Source organism: Mycobacterium toneyamaense, from assembly GCF_055384815.1.
Window position 1 is genome coordinate 4,286,268 of the sequence record NZ_AP040333.1, and the last position, 17,139, is coordinate 4,303,406.

Annotated in this window: 14 protein-coding genes; 4 read left to right on the forward strand and 10 right to left on the reverse strand. The window is 70.1% G+C overall.

The window, feature by feature from the left end:
• Positions 1–44: 44 nt before the first annotated feature.
• Together nudC and ACZ5IQ_RS20640 are read right to left on the reverse strand one after the other, a co-directional pair.
• Positions 45–971: an NAD(+) diphosphatase gene (gene nudC / locus ACZ5IQ_RS20635; RefSeq protein ID WP_212806549.1), complete on the reverse strand. Its 927-nt coding sequence runs from the start codon at positions 969–971 to the stop codon at positions 45–47.
• Between the two features lie 8 nt (positions 972–979).
• Positions 980–2,059 (reverse strand): potassium channel family protein, encoded by a 1,080-nt coding sequence (locus ACZ5IQ_RS20640; protein ID WP_212806550.1) that lies wholly within the window; start codon positions 2,057–2,059, stop codon positions 980–982.
• 60 nt (positions 2,060–2,119) lie between these two features.
• Between ACZ5IQ_RS20640 and ACZ5IQ_RS20645 the strand changes: the two genes are divergently transcribed.
• Positions 2,120–2,527, forward strand: a complete 408-nt coding sequence (locus ACZ5IQ_RS20645) for a DoxX family protein (protein ID WP_318984129.1) — start codon at positions 2,120–2,122, stop codon at positions 2,525–2,527.
• Here ACZ5IQ_RS20645 and ACZ5IQ_RS20650 read toward each other — a convergent pair.
• Both ACZ5IQ_RS20650 and ACZ5IQ_RS20655 read right to left on the reverse strand, forming a co-directional pair.
• Positions 2,510–5,767 (reverse strand): ATP-dependent helicase, encoded by a 3,258-nt coding sequence (locus ACZ5IQ_RS20650; RefSeq protein WP_464480179.1) that lies wholly within the window; start codon positions 5,765–5,767, stop codon positions 2,510–2,512. The two genes, ACZ5IQ_RS20645 and ACZ5IQ_RS20650, sit on opposite strands and share 18 nt — an antisense overlap.
• Positions 5,758–8,889: an ATP-dependent helicase gene (locus tag ACZ5IQ_RS20655; protein ID WP_464480180.1), complete on the reverse strand. Its 3,132-nt coding sequence runs from the start codon at positions 8,887–8,889 to the stop codon at positions 5,758–5,760. Before ACZ5IQ_RS20655 ends, ACZ5IQ_RS20650 begins: the two co-directional genes overlap by 10 nt.
• Before the next feature lie 58 nt (positions 8,890–8,947).
• On the opposite strand from ACZ5IQ_RS20655, the gene ACZ5IQ_RS20660 reads away from it, so the two are divergent.
• Both ACZ5IQ_RS20660 and ACZ5IQ_RS20665 read left to right on the forward strand, forming a co-directional pair.
• Positions 8,948–9,754, forward strand: a complete 807-nt coding sequence (locus ACZ5IQ_RS20660; RefSeq protein ID WP_464480181.1) for an alpha/beta fold hydrolase — start codon at positions 8,948–8,950, stop codon at positions 9,752–9,754.
• A 2-nt stretch (positions 9,755–9,756) separates the two neighbouring features.
• Complete coding sequence (locus ACZ5IQ_RS20665) at positions 9,757–10,053, forward strand: MGMT family protein (RefSeq protein ID WP_029120249.1); 297 nt, start codon at positions 9,757–9,759, stop codon at positions 10,051–10,053.
• Positions 10,054–10,060: 7 nt separating this feature from the next.
• Here ACZ5IQ_RS20665 and ACZ5IQ_RS20670 read toward each other — a convergent pair whose 3' ends face one another.
• The 6 genes from ACZ5IQ_RS20670 to ACZ5IQ_RS20695 form a co-directional block, all read right to left on the reverse strand.
• Positions 10,061–11,020, reverse strand: coding sequence for an isopenicillin N synthase family dioxygenase (locus tag ACZ5IQ_RS20670; protein WP_464480182.1), 960 nt, complete (start codon positions 11,018–11,020; stop codon positions 10,061–10,063).
• Positions 11,017–11,457, reverse strand: coding sequence for a nucleoside deaminase (locus tag ACZ5IQ_RS20675; RefSeq protein WP_464481492.1), 441 nt, complete (start codon positions 11,455–11,457; stop codon positions 11,017–11,019). Before ACZ5IQ_RS20675 ends, ACZ5IQ_RS20670 begins: the two co-directional genes overlap by 4 nt.
• Positions 11,454–12,848 (reverse strand): purine-cytosine permease family protein, encoded by a 1,395-nt coding sequence (locus ACZ5IQ_RS20680; protein ID WP_464480183.1) that lies wholly within the window; start codon positions 12,846–12,848, stop codon positions 11,454–11,456. The genes ACZ5IQ_RS20675 and ACZ5IQ_RS20680 overlap by 4 nt, the downstream gene beginning before the upstream one ends.
• 58 nt (positions 12,849–12,906) lie before the next feature.
• Positions 12,907–13,761, reverse strand: coding sequence for a TIGR02569 family protein (locus tag ACZ5IQ_RS20685; RefSeq protein WP_073697168.1), 855 nt, complete (start codon positions 13,759–13,761; stop codon positions 12,907–12,909).
• Positions 13,762–13,797: 36 nt separating this feature from the next.
• A complete protein-coding gene (gene moeZ, locus ACZ5IQ_RS20690) occupies positions 13,798–15,003 on the reverse strand; it encodes an adenylyltransferase/sulfurtransferase MoeZ (RefSeq protein WP_464480184.1) in 1,206 nt (401 codons plus the stop codon).
• 126 nt (positions 15,004–15,129) lie between these two features.
• Entirely contained in the window at positions 15,130–16,176 is a 1,047-nt protein-coding gene (locus tag ACZ5IQ_RS20695; RefSeq protein WP_464480185.1) for a DUF3152 domain-containing protein, read from the reverse strand.
• A gap of 224 nt (positions 16,177–16,400) precedes the next feature.
• On the opposite strand from ACZ5IQ_RS20695, the gene ACZ5IQ_RS20700 reads away from it, so the two are divergent.
• On the forward strand, positions 16,401–17,078 hold the full coding sequence (locus ACZ5IQ_RS20700; RefSeq protein WP_029120246.1) for a TetR/AcrR family transcriptional regulator: 678 nt from the start codon (positions 16,401–16,403) through the stop codon (positions 17,076–17,078).
• The last annotated feature ends 61 nt before the right edge of the window (positions 17,079–17,139 follow it).

Here is a 17,139-nt window from a genome sequence, read left to right on the forward strand (position 1 = left end):
TTGTGCACGATTTTCCGCGCCGGCCGCGGATTTTCGTGCACAAATCACTGGGCCGCCCAGGATTCGATGATCTCCCGGGCGATCGAGATGGAGCCGGGTAGTAGCAGCCGGGTGTCCGCCGTGCTGTTCCAGTCGCCGTGCTCGAGGGCTTCGCGCACCTCGGCCCGGGTGAACCAGTCGGCCTCGGCGATCTCGCCGTCGTTGAACGAGAACGGCTGCTCCGGATCACCGATGGCGTGGAAGCCGACCATGAGCGAACGCGGGAACGGCCAGGGCTGACTGCCCAGGTACTTGACGTCGGTGACGGTCAGACCGATCTCCTCGGCGATCTCGCGCACGACGCAGCTCTCGAACGATTCGCCGGCCTCGACGAACCCGGCCAGCAGTGAGAACAGCCGCTCGGGCCAGTTGGTCTGCCGGGCCAGCACCGCGCGGTCGTGCCCGTCGTGCACGAGGCAGATGATCGCCGGGTCGATGCGCGGGAATTCCTCGTGGCCGCCGATGCTGTTGACCCGCGCCCAGCCGCCTTTGATCGGCTTGGTGGGCGCGCCGTCGATGGCGCTGAAGCGGGCGCTGTCATGCCAGTTCAGCAGGGCCGTCGCCGTCGAGACGAGCTGGGCGCTGATGTCGTCGAAGATGGGCCCGGCCCGGCGCAGGTCGAGGACCTCGACCGGCGCGTCCGTCCCGCCCGTCGGCTCCTCCAGTGCGGCGCGCACGCCCCACACGTGGCGGCCATCGGGCATCCGGCCCAGGAACACCGCGTGCTCGTCGGGCTTGTCGCCGAGTTCCGCGGCACGCCCGAGCACCACCCGGCCACCGGAGATCAACACCTGATTGCGGCGGTCCACGCGCAGCAGCAGCGCGTCCTTCCAGCCGGCGATCGCGGCGTCGACGTCGGTGCGCAGCGTGTCGGCCCGGTCGGCACCGACCCGGGACAGCAGCGGGACGTTACGCAGGGTGAAATCGCTCATCGCGGGGCTTACCGTTCGACTTCGGCGTTGCGGATGTAGAGCAGCCGGTCCCCGGCCGCCAGGGCGTCGACCTCAGGCGAGTCGACCCGCAGCAGCTGCCCGTCGCGCACCACCCCGAGCACGATGTCGGTCAGGTGCCGCGGCGAACCGCCGAGCTCCTTGGCCTCGACCTCGCGCTCGGAGATCGCGAAGCCGGCATCGGGGGTGAGCAGGTCTTCGACCATCTCGACGACGCTCGGCGTCTGGGTCGCGATGCCCAGCAGCCGGCCGGCGGTCTCCGAGGACACGACCGTCGAGTCGGCACCGGACTGCCGCAGCAGGTGCTGGTTCTCGGCCTCGCGGGCCGAGGCGACGATCTTGGCCTTGGGTGCCACCTCGCGCGCGGTCAGCGTGACGAGCACGGCGGTGGCGTCCTTGTCGGTCGCGACGACGATGGACTTCGCGTGCTGGGCGCCGGCGAGGCGCAGCACCTCCGACTTGGTGGCGTCGCCGACCACGGTGACCAGTCCGGCGGCGCGCGCCCGGTCCAAGGCCGCCGGGTTCTCGTCGACGACGACGATGTCTCCGGGGGCGACCTCGTCACCGACCATGGCCTGGACCGCGGTGCGGCCCTTGGTCCCGTAACCGACGACGATGGTGTGGTTGCGCACGGTGCTCCTCCATCGCTGAATCTTCAAGGCTTGACGAGACTGCGTGGTCAGCGTCTCGACGGTCGTACCGATGAGCACGATCAGGAACGCGATCCGCATCGGCGTGATCACCAGGACGTTCACCAGGCGCGCGCTCGGCGTCAGCGGTGTGATGTCGCCATAGCCGGTGGTCGACAGCGACACCGTCGCGTAATAGATGCAGTCCAGGAGCGACATCTCGTTCTCCTGGGCGTCGCGGTAGCCGTCGCGGTCGAGGTACACGACGAGCACCGCGGCGGCGAGCACCAGCAGCGCGTAGATGACACGGCGCACGATCCGGCGGATGGGACTGACGAACGCTTCCGGAATCTGCAGCACATCAACCAGATCCGCGTTCTGGCGGCTCGTGAGGTTCTGTTCCATCGCGGCCATGCGCCGCGACAACCTAACGCGAGCCATGCGGCTCCATTATCTGGCGGAGACTCACCACGAGACGGCTCGGCACAGCACTATGTAACCATGACCGCCGCCAACAGCACTGCCAACACCACCCCCAGCCAGGCGCCCGCGTACCGAATGGGCGCGCTGCTCGTCGGAATGGGCGCCCTGCACTTCGTCGCACCGAAGCCTTTCGACGGCATCGTCCCGGCGGAACTCCCCGGCACGGCACGGTTCTACACCTACGCGTCGGGCGTCGGCGAAGTCGCCACCGGCGCCGCGCTGCTCCTGCCCCGTACCCGCAAGCTGGGCGCGCTGGCCGCGGTCGCACTTTTCCTCAGCGTCTTCCCGGCGAACGTCAACATGGTGCGGCTGTGGTGGCCCAAGGGGTGGCCGGCCCGCATCGCGGCACTGGCCCGGCTGCCGTTGCAAGTGCCGATGGTGACCCAGGCACTCAAGATCTACCGCAACTCACCCGAGGTGAACTAGCGCCGCCAGCTCGTCGGCGCCGGGCAGGTCGGTGGGTGCCACCGTCTGCCCCGCGCGCACGTAGTGGAAGACCGCCCGCACCGCATCGACGGGTACGCCCTGGATGGACGACCAGGCCAGGCGGTACACCGCCAGCTGAATGGCCTTGTTGCGCAGCGTTTCCGGAGTGGTGGGCGGATCGCCGGTTTTCCAGTCGAGCACGGTGTAGCCACCGTCGGCGTCGGCGAACACCGCGTCGATACGGCCGCGGATGACCCGGTCACCGATCACCATGTCGAACGGCACCTCGATGTCGATCGGGGTACGGGCCGCCCACTCCGAGAGGGCGAACGCGGCCTGCAGGTCTGCCAGTTCCTCGGCGACGGCCTGCCCCAGCTCGGCGTCGACCGCGCCGGGCAGGTCGTCGAGGTCGAACAGCCGCTCGGCGGAGAAGTACCGCTGCACCCAGTCGTGGAACGCGGTGCCCAGCAGCGCCTGCGGGTCCGGCCGGGCGGGCAGCCGTCGCTGCAGCCGTTGCAGTGCACCCGACCGGTCGCTGCCCAGGTCGACCAATGTGCTCACCGACAACTGCGGCGGCAGGTCGAGCGGACCGCGCTCCTGGGCCCGCTCCCGCTCGGCCAGCAGGGCGTCCACGTCGGCAGCCCAGCCGTGCCGGTCCTCGAGGTCTTCGGCCCCTGCGGCGAGCGCCTGGGCCACCAGGGCCGCGCCCCGGTCGACGTCCCCGCGCCGGGAACCAGCCGGGTCGACGGGCCAGGAGCACTCGACGACGTTGTCCCGCAACGGGTTGACGGTATTTTCCGCGGGTGCCGTGGCCCACTGCTCGATTTCACCGCAGGGGTGGCCCTCCTGCGCTGCCCGTTCGATGATGTCGCGTATCTCGATCAGGAAGTCAGAAGGCCCCGCCGGTTTTCCGGCCGTCGTCCCCCAGTGATATCCGGACAACAGCAGGGTGTCCTCGGCCCGGGTGAGGGCCACGTAGAGCAGCCGGCGTTCCTCATCGGTGCGCCGCTGATCGAGCAGCGCCTTGTGCGCGGCGATCTTGTCCGCCAACATCTTCCGGTCGTAGACATCGGAGGTGTCGAGCACCGGCACGCCATGTTCGGACAGCTCGGCACGGTCCCCACGCAACAACGGCGGCAGGTCCCCCGCGTCGGTCAGCCAGGTGCGCTGCGACGCGGTCGACGGGAACACCCGGGCAACCAGGTGCGGAACCGCGACGATCTGCCATTCCAGGCCCTTGGCCGCGTGCACCGTCAGGATCTGCACGCGGTCCGAGGCCACCGTCACCTGTGCCGGGGCCAGCCCGTTCTCCACCTCCGCGGCCGCGGTCAGGTACGCCAGCAGTCCGGCGATGGATGCTGCGCCGTCCGGTTCTGCGGCCGGCCGCGCGGCGTATCCCGCGACCACATCGGCGAAGGCATCGAGATGTTCGGTGCCGCGCCAGCCCTCGGAAACCCCACTGGCCGCGCGGGTTTCGGCGTCGATACCCAGGACCCGACGCACTTCGGCGACCAGATCCGGCAGCGGCTGGTGCAGGTGCGCACGCAGCTGGCTCAGTTCGGCGGCCAGGGCGAGCAGCCGGCGGTGTCCTTCGGGTGAGTAGCGGTCGGCCGGGCCCGGATCACTGATCGCGTCGGCCAGGCAGGCGTGGTCGGCGTCGGGGGCGACCTGTGCGACGGCCTGCTCGGCGGCCGACCCGGACGTCCGCGCCGGGTCGGGCGCATCCAGTTCCGAGGCGCGGCGCCACAGCGCGGCCAGGTCGGCTGCGCCGAACCGCCACCGCGCGCTGGTGAGCACCCGCATCGCGGCGACCCCGGCGGTCGGTTCGGCGACCAGGCGCAGCATCGCGACGACGTCAGCGACCTCGGGGATGGCCAGCAGCCCGGCCAGACCGACCACCTCGACGGGCACCCCGCGGGCAGTCAGCGCCTCGGCGATGGGCGCGGCGTCGGCGTTGCGGCGCACCAGGACGGCGGCCGTCGGCACCGGCTCTCCTGCGGCCACCGCGCCGTGGTACCGGCGGGCCAGGTGGTCGGCCACCCAATCACGTTCGGCGACAACATCGTCCAGCAACGCGCACTGGATGGTCCCCGGCTCGGCGCCCGGGCGCGGCAGCAGTTCGCGCACGCTCACACTGCGGCGCCGTGCCTCGGCGGACACCTCGTTGGCCAGCTTGAGTGCCCGCGGCGGATTGCGCCAGCTGGTCCGCAATTCCAGGGTCGGGGCCGGCGAACCGTCCGACAGGCGGAAGTCGGTGGTGAACCGCGGCAGGTTGGTCGCCGACGCGCCGCGCCAGCCGTAGATCGACTGGATGGGATCCCCGACGGCCGTCAGCGCCAGGCCGTCGTCGACGCCGCCGCCGAACAGCGACGACAGCGCGACCCGCTGAGCGTGCCCGGTGTCCTGGTATTCGTCGAGCAGGACGACGCGATACCGCTCCCGCAGCTGCGCGCCGACCTGCGGGAAACGCTCGGCCAGGCGGGCCGCGGCCGACATCTGGCTGCCGAAGTCCATGACCTGCGCTTCCCCCATGCGCTGGTGCACGGCATCGATCAGCGGCACCAGCTCGGCCCGCTCGGTCTGGGTGGCCAGCAGGTTCAGCAGCGACTGGGTGGGCCCGCCGCGTTGGCCCGGGCCCCCGGGGAGCGTGAGAATGAGCCGCTCCAGCTCGTGATGCGTGTCGCGCACGGCGTCGGTGTCGACGAGATGCTCGGACAGCTGGCCGGCCAGGCGCAGCACCATCTGGGTGACGGCGGCCGGGGACTTGTCGGTGTGCAGCTGCCCCGGGAAGTCGGACACCACCCGAAAAGCCAACTGCCACATCTCGGTTTCGGTGACCAGCCGGGTGGCCGGCTCGATGGGCAGCAGCAGCCCGTACTCGCGCAGCAAGGTGCCCGCGAAGGCGTGGTAGGTGCTGACGGTGGCGTGCTCATCGGCCAGCGAGACACCGGGCAGCAGACCCGACCCCGCCAGGCGGGCCAGCCGGGTACGCACACGGCGCAGCAACTGTCCGGCGGCCTTGCGGGTGAAGGTCAACCCCAGCACCTGCGACGGCGTGGCATAGCCGTTGGCCACCAGCCACACCACGCGCGCCGCCATGGTCTCGGTTTTCCCGGCACCGGCCCCCGCGATCACCACCAGCGGTCCCGGCGGCGCGGCGATGACCGCCGCCTGCTCGTCGGTCGGGGTGAACAGCCCGAGCGCCTCGGCAAGGTTGGCGGGACTGTGCGTCACGGGCATGCCCCCTTCGTACCCTGCGCCGGGCACATGGCCCGCACCGGGCACGTCGCACACCCGGAACCGACGCGCGCGACGAAGTGCGGCCCGGCCGTCGCCGCGGCGGCGTCGGTCACCCGCTGCCGCCACTGCGCCTGCGCCGTCTCCCCCATCGGATCCTGTTCGCGTTCGGTGGCGCCGGTCTTGGCAGGTTTGGCCGGATACACCAGCCGGCCACCACCGGGCTGATCACCGTGCGGCACAACACCTTCGGCGATCGCCAGCTGGTACAGCGCGAGCTGGGCGTGCTCCTGGGCATCGGCCTTGGTGGCGGGGCTCTTGCCGGTCTTGACGTCGACCACCACGAGGCGGCCCTCACGGTCCCGTTCCAGGCGGTCGATACGTCCCTTCACCTGCACCTGCAGCCCCTCGTCGGCGATCGTGCCGGACACCTCGAGTTCGGTACCGACCTCGGTCAGCTCACCGCGGGTCTCCTGCCGCCACGTCGTGAACGTCGCCAGCATGGCGCGGTACCGCTCCAGCTCGTTGTCGGCATACCAGTTCGAATCGAAAGGCAGCTGCTGCCAGACCTTTTCGAGTTCGCCCCGCAGCTGCGCCTCGCTGCGACCCGAATCGGCAACCAGGGCGTGCACCAGCGAGCCCAACGCCGACCGCAGATCGCGGCCGTCGCTGCCGCCGTGGCGCTCCAGCATCCAGCGCAGCGGGCAGTCGGTGAGGGTCTGCACGGTCGACGGCGACACCGTGACGACGTGGTCGTCGCCCGACCACAGCGGCTCGGCAGTGGACAGCTCCGTGCTGGCGTACCACTGCGCCGGGTCGGCGCCCGGCACGCCGGCCTCGGCCAGCCGGGCCAATTGCGCTGCCGCACACAGCCGGTCGGTTTCCTCGACCGCGCCGTCGGGAGCACACACCACCGACCGCAACCGGCCGACCAATGCCGACGGCGACAACACGGCGGGCGCATGCACCGGGAGCTCGTCGGCGCCGGAGTCGGTGCCGCCGGCCAGGGCCGCCAGCTCCTCGAAGAACGTCGACGGCAGCAACGCCTCGTCACCGTTGTCGCTGTCGACGGCCGTCACCAGCACGCGGTTGCGGGCCCGTCCCAGCGCGGCGACCAGCAGTCGCCGTTCCTCGGCCAGCAGCGGCGCGGTGGCCGACATGCCGCGCACGTCGCCCACCCCGTCGACGATGTCGAGGAGCTGCTGGGTGCCGAGTACGCCCCCGCGCGGAACGGTGTTGGGCCACAACCCTTCCTGCAGGCCCGCGATGACCACGAAATCCCACTCCCGCCCCAGCGCGGCATGGGCACTGAGCACGGCCACCTCGTCGGCCTCGGCGCGCTCGGGAGCCGAACCCGCCCAGGAGAGAGCGCGGACGTGGTCGATCAAGCCGGCGAGGGACGCGGCCGCGGTGCGGGCGACGTACTGGTCGGCGGTGTCGAACAGCGCGGTGACGGCATCCAGATCGGCGTTTGCCGCCACCCCCGCCGCACCCGGACGCCCTGCCGCAGCCTGCCACCGGCGCGACAACCCGCTGGCGTGCCAGGCCTGCCACAGCACGAAACGCGGATCCTGGCCCGCGGTCGCCGACCGGCGCGCCGCGTCGAGAACCGCGCGGACGCGCCGCACGGGCCGTGCCAACTGATCGGACAGCGAGTGTTCGGTACTTCCGGTCAGCGCCTCGACGAGCAGGTCACCGAAATCGCGACCGCTGCCGTCCGCGCGGCGCAGCGCGCGCCGCAACTGGCGCAGCGACACCGGGTCCACCCGGCCGATGGGACCGGTCAGCAGGGCCAGCGCCCGGTCGCCGGTCAGCTGATCGGCGATGCAGTCCAGCACCGTCAGCAGCGCGCCCACCGCCGCATGCTGGGCCGGCGGCGCGGTCCCGGCCTGTTGCTGCACCGGAACCCCGGCGGCGGTCAGAGCCCGGGCCAACGCCGTCCCGGCGCTCGGCACCGATCGCACGATGACGGCCATCTGCGACCACGGCACCCCGTCGACCAGGTGCGCGCGACGCAAGGCGTCGGCGATCAACGCGGACTCGGCGTGCGGCGAACCCGCGACGCGCACCGACAGCGAGCCGAGCTCATCCGTCGTCGCCGGCGTCAGCGCCCGGGACGCGTCCACGCCGGGCAGCCGCCGCGCGACGGCCGCGACCGCCCCGGCCACCGCGGGCGAGCACCGGTAGGACTCGGTCAGCACCACCTGCGGCTGGTCGTCGGGGCCGCACAGCAGCGTCGGCTCGGCGCCGCGGTAGCCGAACACCGTCTGGCTCGGGTCACCGGCGATGACCGTCAGCTGGGCGCCGGCCGCCAGCACCCGCACCAGCAGCGCGGCCTGCGGGTCGAGGTGCTGCGCATCGTCGACGAGCAGCAGCTTGATGCGGGCACGTTCGGCGTCCAGCAGCGCGGGATCGACGGCGAAGGCCTCGAGCGCGGCGCCGACCAGCTCAGCCGCGCCCAGCGCCGGCACCGTCGCCTGCGGAGCCGCCATGCCGACGGCGCTGCGCAGCAGCATCACCTGCTCGTAGACCTGCGCGAACCGCGCCGCCGCCACCCACTCCGGACGGCCGGCCTTGCGCCCGATCCGGCGCAGATCCGCAGGGTCGACGCCGCGTTCGGTGCAGCGGGCCAACAGGTCCCGCAATTCGGTCGCGAACCCCGCGGTGCCCAGCGCCGGCCGCAGGTGCAGCGGCCAGTCCACGCTCGCCTCGTCGCCGTCCTCCAGATCACCGGTGAGGAGCTCGCGGATGATGCCGTCCTGCTCGGCGCTGGTGATCAGGCGCGGCGGCGCGTCACCGGCGCGCTGCGCGGCCTGCCGCAACACGGCGAACGCGTAGGAGTGCAGTGTGCGGACCAGCGGCTCCCGGGTGACCTGGCCGGTATCGCCCAGCAGCGCCGACGTGATGGCGCCGCGGACCCGGCTGCCCAGCCGTGCCGAACCGGTGAGCAGGAGCACCGACTCCGGATCGGTCCCCGCCGCGATATGCGTTGCCGCAGTGCGGATCAGCAGCTCGGTCTTGCCGGTACCGGGGCCGCCCAGCACCCGCACGACACCGCGCTGCCCGGGCTCGGTCAGGGCATTAACCGAACCGGGCGCGGTGAGTGCGGAGTGCGGGGCGGCCATGGCAGGAATGCAACCACAGGGGTACGACAAGTTCGGCCGACGGCGACACCCGGCCGCGATGTCTGGCAGCATCAACGGGGTGAGCTTGCAGGTGTACCGCTACGGACCGGCGCGGCCGGCACAGATCCTGGCCCTGCACGGCCTGACCGGCCACGGAAAGCGCTGGCAGACACTGGCGGACGGGTATCTGGCCGAATATTCGGTGCTGGCACCCGATCTCCTTGGACATGGCCATTCGTCGTGGGCGGCGCCGTGGAACATCGACGAGAACGTCGCGGCCCTGGCCACCCTGCTCCAGGACGAGGCCGACGGGCCGGTGGTCGTGGTGGCGCATTCGTTCGGTGGTGCGATAGCGCTCAATCTCGCGGCCGCCCACCCGCATCTGGTATCAGGCCTGGTGCTGCTGGACCCGGCGACCGGGCTGGACGGCAGCTGGATGAGCGAGATCGCCGACGCCATGCTCGGCTCCCCCGACTACCCGGACCGCCACGAGGCCCACGCCGAGAAGGTGAACGGATCGTGGGGCGAGGTCTCGGTGAAGTACCCCGGCGAACTCGAGCGCGACCTGGACGAGCACCTGGTCGCCCTGCCGGGCGGACGCGTCGGCTGGCGCATCAGCCTGCCCGCCATGATGTCCTACTGGAGTGAGCTGGCCCGCCCAATTGTGTTGCCGCCGCAAGGCACACCGACAACGCTGGTGCTGGCCAAACGGACGCACCCGGCCTATGTCACCGGCGAACTGGTGTCCGGTTTGCAGGCCCGGCTCGGCGCCGACTTCGTGCTGACCGAATTCGATTGCGACCACATGGTGCCGCACGCCATGCCCGCCGAAACCGCCGATGTGATCCGGCGCCACCTGGTCTGATCGTGGCCGCTGTCACCGACGAACAGGTGGAGAGGGTGCGGGACCTCGTCGCCTCGATCCCGCCCGGCCGGGTGTCGACCTACGGCGACATCGCCGATGCCGCAGGGCTTTCCAGCCCGCGGATCGTCGGCTGGATCATGCGCACCGATTCCTCGGACCTGCCGTGGCACCGGGTGATCAGCGCGTCGGGCCGGCCGGCAGCGCATCTGGCGACGCGGCAGCTGGAACGGCTGCGCGCCGAAGGGGTGCTGGCGGTCGACGGCCGGGTTCGGTTGCGGGAGTACCGGCACGAGTTCTGAGGGCCGCTCAGCCGACGGTGATGGCGTCCAGCCGTTCCTTGATGAAGTCCGCGGAGACCACCGGCGCGAGCCCGGACACCGCACCGATGGGCGGCTGCAACGGGGTGATCAGCGCGTCGTGGTTGGCTTCGTAGAAGTAGATCAGCGACACCAGGTCCTCTTCCGGCGCGTGCGGTTGCGGCGGCAGCACGCGGTGGCGCCCCGACGGCCAGCGTCGTCCGCTCCAATACTCCAGCAGGTCCCCGATGTTCACCGTCAGCGCGCCGGGTTCCCAGGGGGCGTCTTCCCAGCCCGCTGCCTCGGAATACACCTGCAGCCCACCGGCGCCCGGCTCCCGGTCGAGCACCGTGACGGTGCCGAAATCGGTGTGCGGGCCGATGCGAAACTGCCCCGGCTCGGGTTCGCCCACGACACTCACCGGCGGGTAGTGGTTGATGTTCATGGTCCACGTCGGCCGATCTGCCAGCGCGGCAAAAGGATTCGCCGGCAATCCCAGCGCGTGCGCGAACAGGGCCAGCAGGTCGTCGGACAGCCGGCGCATCTGGGCGGTGTATTGATCCACCAACGTCTGCAGGGCGGGCACCTCGGCGGGCCATACGTTGGGGGCGAACCAGATTCGATCCACCTCCGGATCCCCCGTCGACGTTTCCGCGCCCAGGCTGAAACTCTCCTTGAGATCGGGTGGCGTCTCGGTTCCCTCGGCGTACCCGTTGGCCTCGGCGCCCGGGCCGATCCAGCCGTGCCCGCCGACCGGCACCGAGTACCGCTGCTTGACCTCGTCGGGCAACGCGAAGAACTCCCGGCTGGCCGCGCGCACCGCAGCCGCCAACCCCTGGTCCACCCCGTGACCGGTGACCACGATGAAACCGGCGCGCTGCAGCCCCTCGTCGACCTCGGCGGCCAACGCATCGGCCTCGGCTCCGCCGGCATACCAGCGGGAAATATCCACTGTCGCAATGGCACTCATTCGCCGATATCCTCCGCCCACAATTCGGGGCGGGCCGCGATGAAGTCCTCCATCATGGCCACGCACCGCTCGTCGTCCAGAACCGTAACCGCCACACCATGTTCGGCCAGCCAGTCATGACCGCCGTGGAACGTGCGGGCCTCCCCGATCACCACCGCGCCGATGCCGAACTGCCGCACCAGCCCGCTGCAATACCAGCACGGCGACAGCGTCGTCACCATGATGGTCGAGTGGTAGCCGCGCTGGCGCCCGGCCGCGCGGAACGCGTCGGTCTCGGCGTGCACGGAGGGATCATCGTTCTGCACCCGCCGGTTGTGCCCGGCGCCCAGGAGTTCACCATCGGCGCGAAACAACGCCGCGCCGATCGGAATACCGCCTTCGGACAGCCCTTTTCGGGCTTCGGCGACCGCGACGTCGAGCATCTGCTCAGGGGTCATGCGGCGGCGCATTCCGCGGCGATCTTCTTTCGACACAACACCAGGTACGCGACACCCGCGACGACGAAGCCGACGAAGAAGGTGATGTCGCCGAGCTTCGGCACCGCACGGGCGATGTAACCGACGAACTTCTCCTGGTTGGAGAACAACAGCACCGACAGGCCCAGTCCCAGCGCGAAGGACAGCAGCCCGGGCCAGTTCGAGTACGAGCGGTCGTAGAGGTACCCGGCAATGTGTTGCCCGCGACGCAGATACTGATCGGCGAAGACCACACCCAGCCACGGTCCGATCCAGTAGGCGATCACCAGCAGGAACGCTTCATAGCTGTGCGCGGCGTCGGGCAACGCCCACCAGGCGATCAGGAATCCGGCGACGCCGAAGAAGACGGTCACCAGCGCCCGCGCGATATGCGGCGGCAACGTGATCCCGATGGTCACGAAAGCCATTGCCCCGGAATAGACATTGAGCGCATTGGCGGCGATCGCGCCGATCGCGATGGCCAGCAGGGTCGCCTTGGCCAGCCACGGCGCAAGCTCGGCCGTGAACGACGCGGTCGGATTGGCCAGGCTCGCGGTGCCGAACGTCGCCGATGCCGCCCCGACGATCTCCAGTACCGCGCACGAGATGAACAACCCGGTGGAGGCGAAGAACCCTGTCGCGAAAGTGGATACCGCCGGCGGCAGATAGCGCGTGTAGTCCGCGGCGTACGGGGTCCAGCCGGCCGCGTAGCCGAACGACGTGCCGACGGTGAGCAGGAAGCCGCCGAGTCCGCCGACGCCGCCGGACGGCGCGGGCGCACCCAGATTCGCGTGTGCGAAGATTCCGACCGATGCCGCGCCGAAGACGACGACGAGCGCCGGGAACGACCACCGCTCGAACGCCTGCACCAGATTGTGACCGAAGAACGCGAACGCCGTCTGCAGCACCACGATGACGATCACGCCGACCAGCGGTCCGAAGCCGAACAGGGTGGACAGGGCAAACGCACCGCTGACGCTGTTCGTGGCGAACCACCCGACGCCCGCGGTGATCGACATCAGCGTCGCCGGCAACGCATTGCCCTTGAACCCGAACGCCATTCGGCCCAGCACCATCTGCGGCACGCCGTGCAGCGGCCCACGCGCGGACAGGAAATAGTGCGCAATGGCACCCAGTCCCGTCCCGACGATGATCCCGGCGACCGCCTGCCAGAAGCTCATGCCAAAGGCGAGGACGGCCAGCATGCCGACGAACACCGTCGCGAATTCCATGTTGGGCGACGTCCACGTCCAGAACAGCTGGCTCGGCTTGCCATGCCGGTCCGCCTCGGCGATGAACTCGTTGCCACCGGGCTCGACCGCAGCGATCCGGTCTTTGTAGGTTCCGTCGGTGGTGGGTTCAACAGCCGTCATGCGAGGTAACTTTCCCACCGAACGGGGCGCGCTGCCATTCGAACGACGGTGCGCGGAATTACAGCACCAGGCGGACCAAAGCTGCGGTGCGGGCCAACCCCGGGAAGGCCGCTGCCGTCGACCGGGGGTGCAGGGCATGCACAGCAAGCCGGAAGATCAAGGCGCGCAACAACATCTGCGGCCACTCCGGCAGCGATGCCCAGCGTTCGATGAGACCGTCGTCGGCCTCGCCCCAGGACAGCGCGTCGACGACGACCACGCCCGCGGCCCACGACGCCGGGCGCCAGTACGGCGTGATGTCGGTGATGCCCGGCGCGGCGGTGCCGGCGAACAGCACGGTGCCGTAGAGGTCGCCGTGCACCAGCTGACTCGGGTTGCGGGTCGGCTTGCGCAGCGACGCAAGCTGATTGATCAGCTCGATCGAGCGGCGACCGTCGGTGGTACCGGGTACCACCCGCGAGCCGGGCGGCAACGACTGCAGCGGCCGGTCTTCCCACGCGGCGCGGTCGGCGGCGATGAAGACGTCGACGTCGCTCCACGGCACCGCGGGCGGCTGCGTCAGGAAGCGCGGACGCTCGAGCTTGGCCGTCGCCTCGTGCAGGCGCACCGCCGCCGAGACGATCTCGTCGTGCCGCGGTTCCGGGGTCCCGGTGACGAACGTGTCGGCGCGCCAGCCGGCGACGACGTAGCGGCCGTCGGTGGCACGCACCGGGCGCGCCAGCCGGACGCCGTCCACGAACAGCGTCTCGCGCACCTTGGCCGACCAGGACGCCCGCGCGTTGTCGGCGACCATGGACAGCACGACCTCGCCACAGCGCCAGCCGCCCTCCCAGCTCGAGCCGAGCGGCACCGGCCGGAGACCGGTCAGGCCGAACGCCGTGAGCACATGTTCGGGAGGACGGTCGACGGTCACCCGATCAGACTAAGGTGTGCCCGGCCAGACCTGACGTCAGTACATGACCATGTCGGGCTCGAGTTGCCGGGCCCAGGCCACGATTCCGCCCTGCAGGTGCAACGCGTCGGCGAATCCGGCCCGTTTGAGGGCGAGCAGGGCCTCGGCCGAGCGGATCCCGGTCTTGCAGTACAGCACCGCAATTCGGTCCTGGGGCACCCGGGCCAGCCCGGCCCCGGAGTCGAGCGTCGACTTGGGGATCAGTTCGGCACCCTCGATGCGGTTGATGGCCCACTCGGCGGGCTCCCGCACGTCGATCAGGGCGACGGGCTTGCCGGAGTCGATCAGCTCCCGCAGCTCGAGCGGAGTCACCGTCGAGTCGGCCGCCGCCTCGGCGGCCGCGTCGGACACCACGCCGCAGAACGCGTCGTAGTCGATGAGTCCGGTGATCTTCGGGGTCGCCGGGTCCTTGCGGATCGCGATGGTGCGGTAGGTCATGTCGAGGGCGTCGTAGATCATCAGCCGGCCCAGCAGCGACTCGCCGATACCGGTGATCAGTTTGATGGCCTCGGTGCCCATCACCGAGGCGACGGACGCGCAGAGAATCCCCAGCACGCCGCCCTCGGCGCACGACGGCACCGTGCCCGGGGCCGGCGGCTCCGGGTAGAGATCGCGGTAGTTCAGCCCGCGCCCGTCGGGGGCGTCCTCCCAGAACACCGACATCTGGCCGGAGAACCGGTAGATCGAGCCCCAGACGTACGGCTTGTGCGCCAGCACCGCGGCGTCGTTGACGAGGTAGCGGGTGGCGAAGTTGTCGGTGCCGTCCAGGATCAGGTCGTACTGCTCGAACAGCGGCACCGCGTTGTCGGTGTCGAGCCGGAATTCGTGCAGATTGACGGTGACCAGCGGGTTGATCTCCAGGATCGATTCGCGTGCGCTCTGGGCCTTCGACCGGCCGACGTCGGACTGGCCGTGGATGATCTGGCGCTGCAGGTTCGATTCGTCGACGACGTCGAACTCGACGATGCCGATGGTGCCGACGCCCGCCGCCGCGAGATAGAGCAGGGTCGGGGAACCCAGTCCCCCGGCGCCGATCACGAGCACCCGTGCGTTCTTGAGCCGCTTCTGCCCTTCGACGCCGAGGTCCGGGATGATCAGGTGGCGGCTGTACCGCGCCACCTCGTCGCGGGTCAGTTCGGCCGCCGGCTGCACCAGCGGCGGCAAGGAGCCGTTTTCCTCCTTGCGTCCGGACGGGGATGCCATGCCCTCAACAGTAATCAGCGGCTTCGCATGACATTTCGGGGCCGCTCGGTGGCGCCGAGCGTGCGCTCCCTGTACGTCGAATACGGCGTGTCGGGGTACAGACACGGCCGCTCGCGGGAGGGGCGGCTAGGGAATGGGGTACGGCCAGGAGTTGACGTGGCAGGTCTTGCCGTCGGGCTTGACCGACTCCGGGTCGAACTTGGCGTCGTCGTTGTTGTTGGTCGAGAAGGTCTGCTGCATCATGATCGGCGCCAGCCCGCCGTTGTCGCCGCAGGGCTCGTGCATCCGGAAACCGAGGGCGTGGCCGACCTCATGGTTGATCAGGTACTGGCGGTACGAGCCGATGTCGCCCTGGAACGGCACCGCGCCGCGCACCCAGCGCGCCTCGTTGATGAAGACGCGGGACTGCGCCTTGCCGCCGTCGGCCGGGAAGTACGCCGGGTTGAAGCACGACGACTCCAGCTGGATGTCGTAGCCGCAGCCCTCGCGGACCGTCATCGGCGAGGTCAGGGACACCCGGAAATCCGGTGTCTCCGGCGACGACGCGTCGAGCCGGGTGAAGGCGAACTTCCCGTCGTGCGTCCAGCTCTTGGGGTTCGCGAGGGTTTCGGCGACCATCCGGGCGAACGCCTCGTCGCCGCCGAAACTGGTGGTGTCGACGCCGTCCTCCACCTCGACGGTGTAGGTCACCGACTTGGTGGTGCCCTGACCGATCTTGCCGGTGGTACCCGGCACGATGTGCCAGGCCTTGGCGCCGGCCTCGGTGAACGGCCCGCCGTCCGGGAGGATGCCGGTGGGCAGGTTGACGTCGAACTGCGTCAGGCCCTTGGGCGGTGCGCCGACGATCGCGGTGCTCGCCGAGTTGATGGTGGGCTGGCCGACCATCGGCACGTGCGGATGCGCCGGTGTGATCGGCGCCGGACCGGAGATGCTCTGGTAGACCACGATTCCGGTGACGACGGCCAGGGCCGGCAGGGCGTAGGCGCGCCACCCGTAGGTGGATACGAAGCGGCCCAGCCAGGACTGCTTGCGCCACTGCTGCCGGTCGTCCCGGTTGGACCGCAGCCGTCCGGAGTCCTCGGCCACCGGATCCCGCTGCGCGCGCAACGGCTCACGCCACTCATTGCGCACCACAGGGACGCGACCGGTGCCTCGGCCCGGGTCGTAGGTCACCGAACCAGGATGGCACAGAGCTGGGCGTACGCCGGTAATGGCACGCCACCAGGTTGTTCAAGTGGGACCGGACACAATCGCCGAACCGCTGGTAGCACGCGAATGCCGCGAACTAACGGTAGTAGTGTCGTGGCGATAAACTGCCGGGTCGGTCAACCTGAACAACAAGTTGGGCGGCCATGAACAGCGGGGTCCAGATCGGACAATGCCAGATTGAGGACGTAATGAGCGAGGTTGCCAACACCTCAGACGCCAGAGGCACGCAAGCCGGAACCGACGGTACGCAGGGCGGCCCGACCACGAATCGACGGGGCAACCGGCTGCCTCGCGACGAACGCCGCGGCCAGCTGCTGATCGCGGCGAGTGACGTCTTCGTGGACCGCGGCTACCACGCAGCCGGCATGGACGAGATCGCCGAACGCGCCGGCGTGAGCAAACCCGTCCTGTACCAACACTTCTCGTCGAAGCTCGAGCTGTACCTGGCGGTGCTGCAGCGGCACGTCGACAACCTGCTGCAGGGCGTGCGCGGCGCGCTGAGCGCCACCACCGACAACCGGCTGCGCCTGCGTGCGGCCGTCGAGGCCTTCTTCGACTTCATCGAGCACGACAGCCAGGGCTACCGGCTGATCTTCGAGAACGACTACGTCACCGAGCCGCAGGTGTCGGCGCAGGTGAAGGTCGCGACCGATTCGTGCACCGACGCGGTGTTCGACCTGGTGAGCAGCGATTCCGGGTTGGAGCCGCATCGCGCCCGGATGATCGCCGTCGGGCTCGTCGCGATCAGCGTCGACTGTGCCCGCTACTGGATCAACAACGACCGGCCGATCTCCAAGGACGCGGCCGTCGACGGCACGGTGCAGTTCGCCTGGGGCGGACTGTCACACGTTCCACTCACCCGCTGACGCGGCCAGAACAAGAAAGCTGCCCCTCTCCATTGCGGAAAGGGGCAGCTTTTGCGTGTGG

Bases quoted from the DNA above. Each gene is read 5' to 3' on its own strand.
- ACZ5IQ_RS20655 (WP_464480180.1), bottom strand. From the start codon at position 8,889: ATGGCCGCCCCGCACTCCGCACTCACCGCGCCCGGTTCGGTTAATGCC.
- ACZ5IQ_RS20680 (WP_464480183.1), bottom strand. From the start codon at position 12,848: ATGACGGCTGTTGAACCCACCACCGACGGAACCTACAAAGACCGGATC.
- ACZ5IQ_RS20660 (WP_464480181.1), top strand. From the start codon at position 8,948: ATGTCTGGCAGCATCAACGGGGTGAGCTTGCAGGTGTACCGCTACGGA.
- nudC (WP_212806549.1), bottom strand. From the start codon at position 971: ATGAGCGATTTCACCCTGCGTAACGTCCCGCTGCTGTCCCGGGTCGGT.
- ACZ5IQ_RS20670 (WP_464480182.1), bottom strand. From the start codon at position 11,020: ATGAGTGCCATTGCGACAGTGGATATTTCCCGCTGGTATGCCGGCGGA.
- ACZ5IQ_RS20650 (WP_464480179.1), bottom strand. From the start codon at position 5,767: ATGCCCGTGACGCACAGTCCCGCCAACCTTGCCGAGGCGCTCGGGCTG.
- moeZ (WP_464480184.1), bottom strand. From the start codon at position 15,003: ATGGCATCCCCGTCCGGACGCAAGGAGGAAAACGGCTCCTTGCCGCCG.
- ACZ5IQ_RS20640 (WP_212806550.1), bottom strand. From the start codon at position 2,059: ATGGCTCGCGTTAGGTTGTCGCGGCGCATGGCCGCGATGGAACAGAAC.
- ACZ5IQ_RS20700 (WP_029120246.1), top strand. From the start codon at position 16,401: ATGAGCGAGGTTGCCAACACCTCAGACGCCAGAGGCACGCAAGCCGGA.
- ACZ5IQ_RS20675 (WP_464481492.1), bottom strand. From the start codon at position 11,457: ATGACCCCTGAGCAGATGCTCGACGTCGCGGTCGCCGAAGCCCGAAAA.
- ACZ5IQ_RS20645 (WP_318984129.1), top strand. From the start codon at position 2,120: ATGACCGCCGCCAACAGCACTGCCAACACCACCCCCAGCCAGGCGCCC.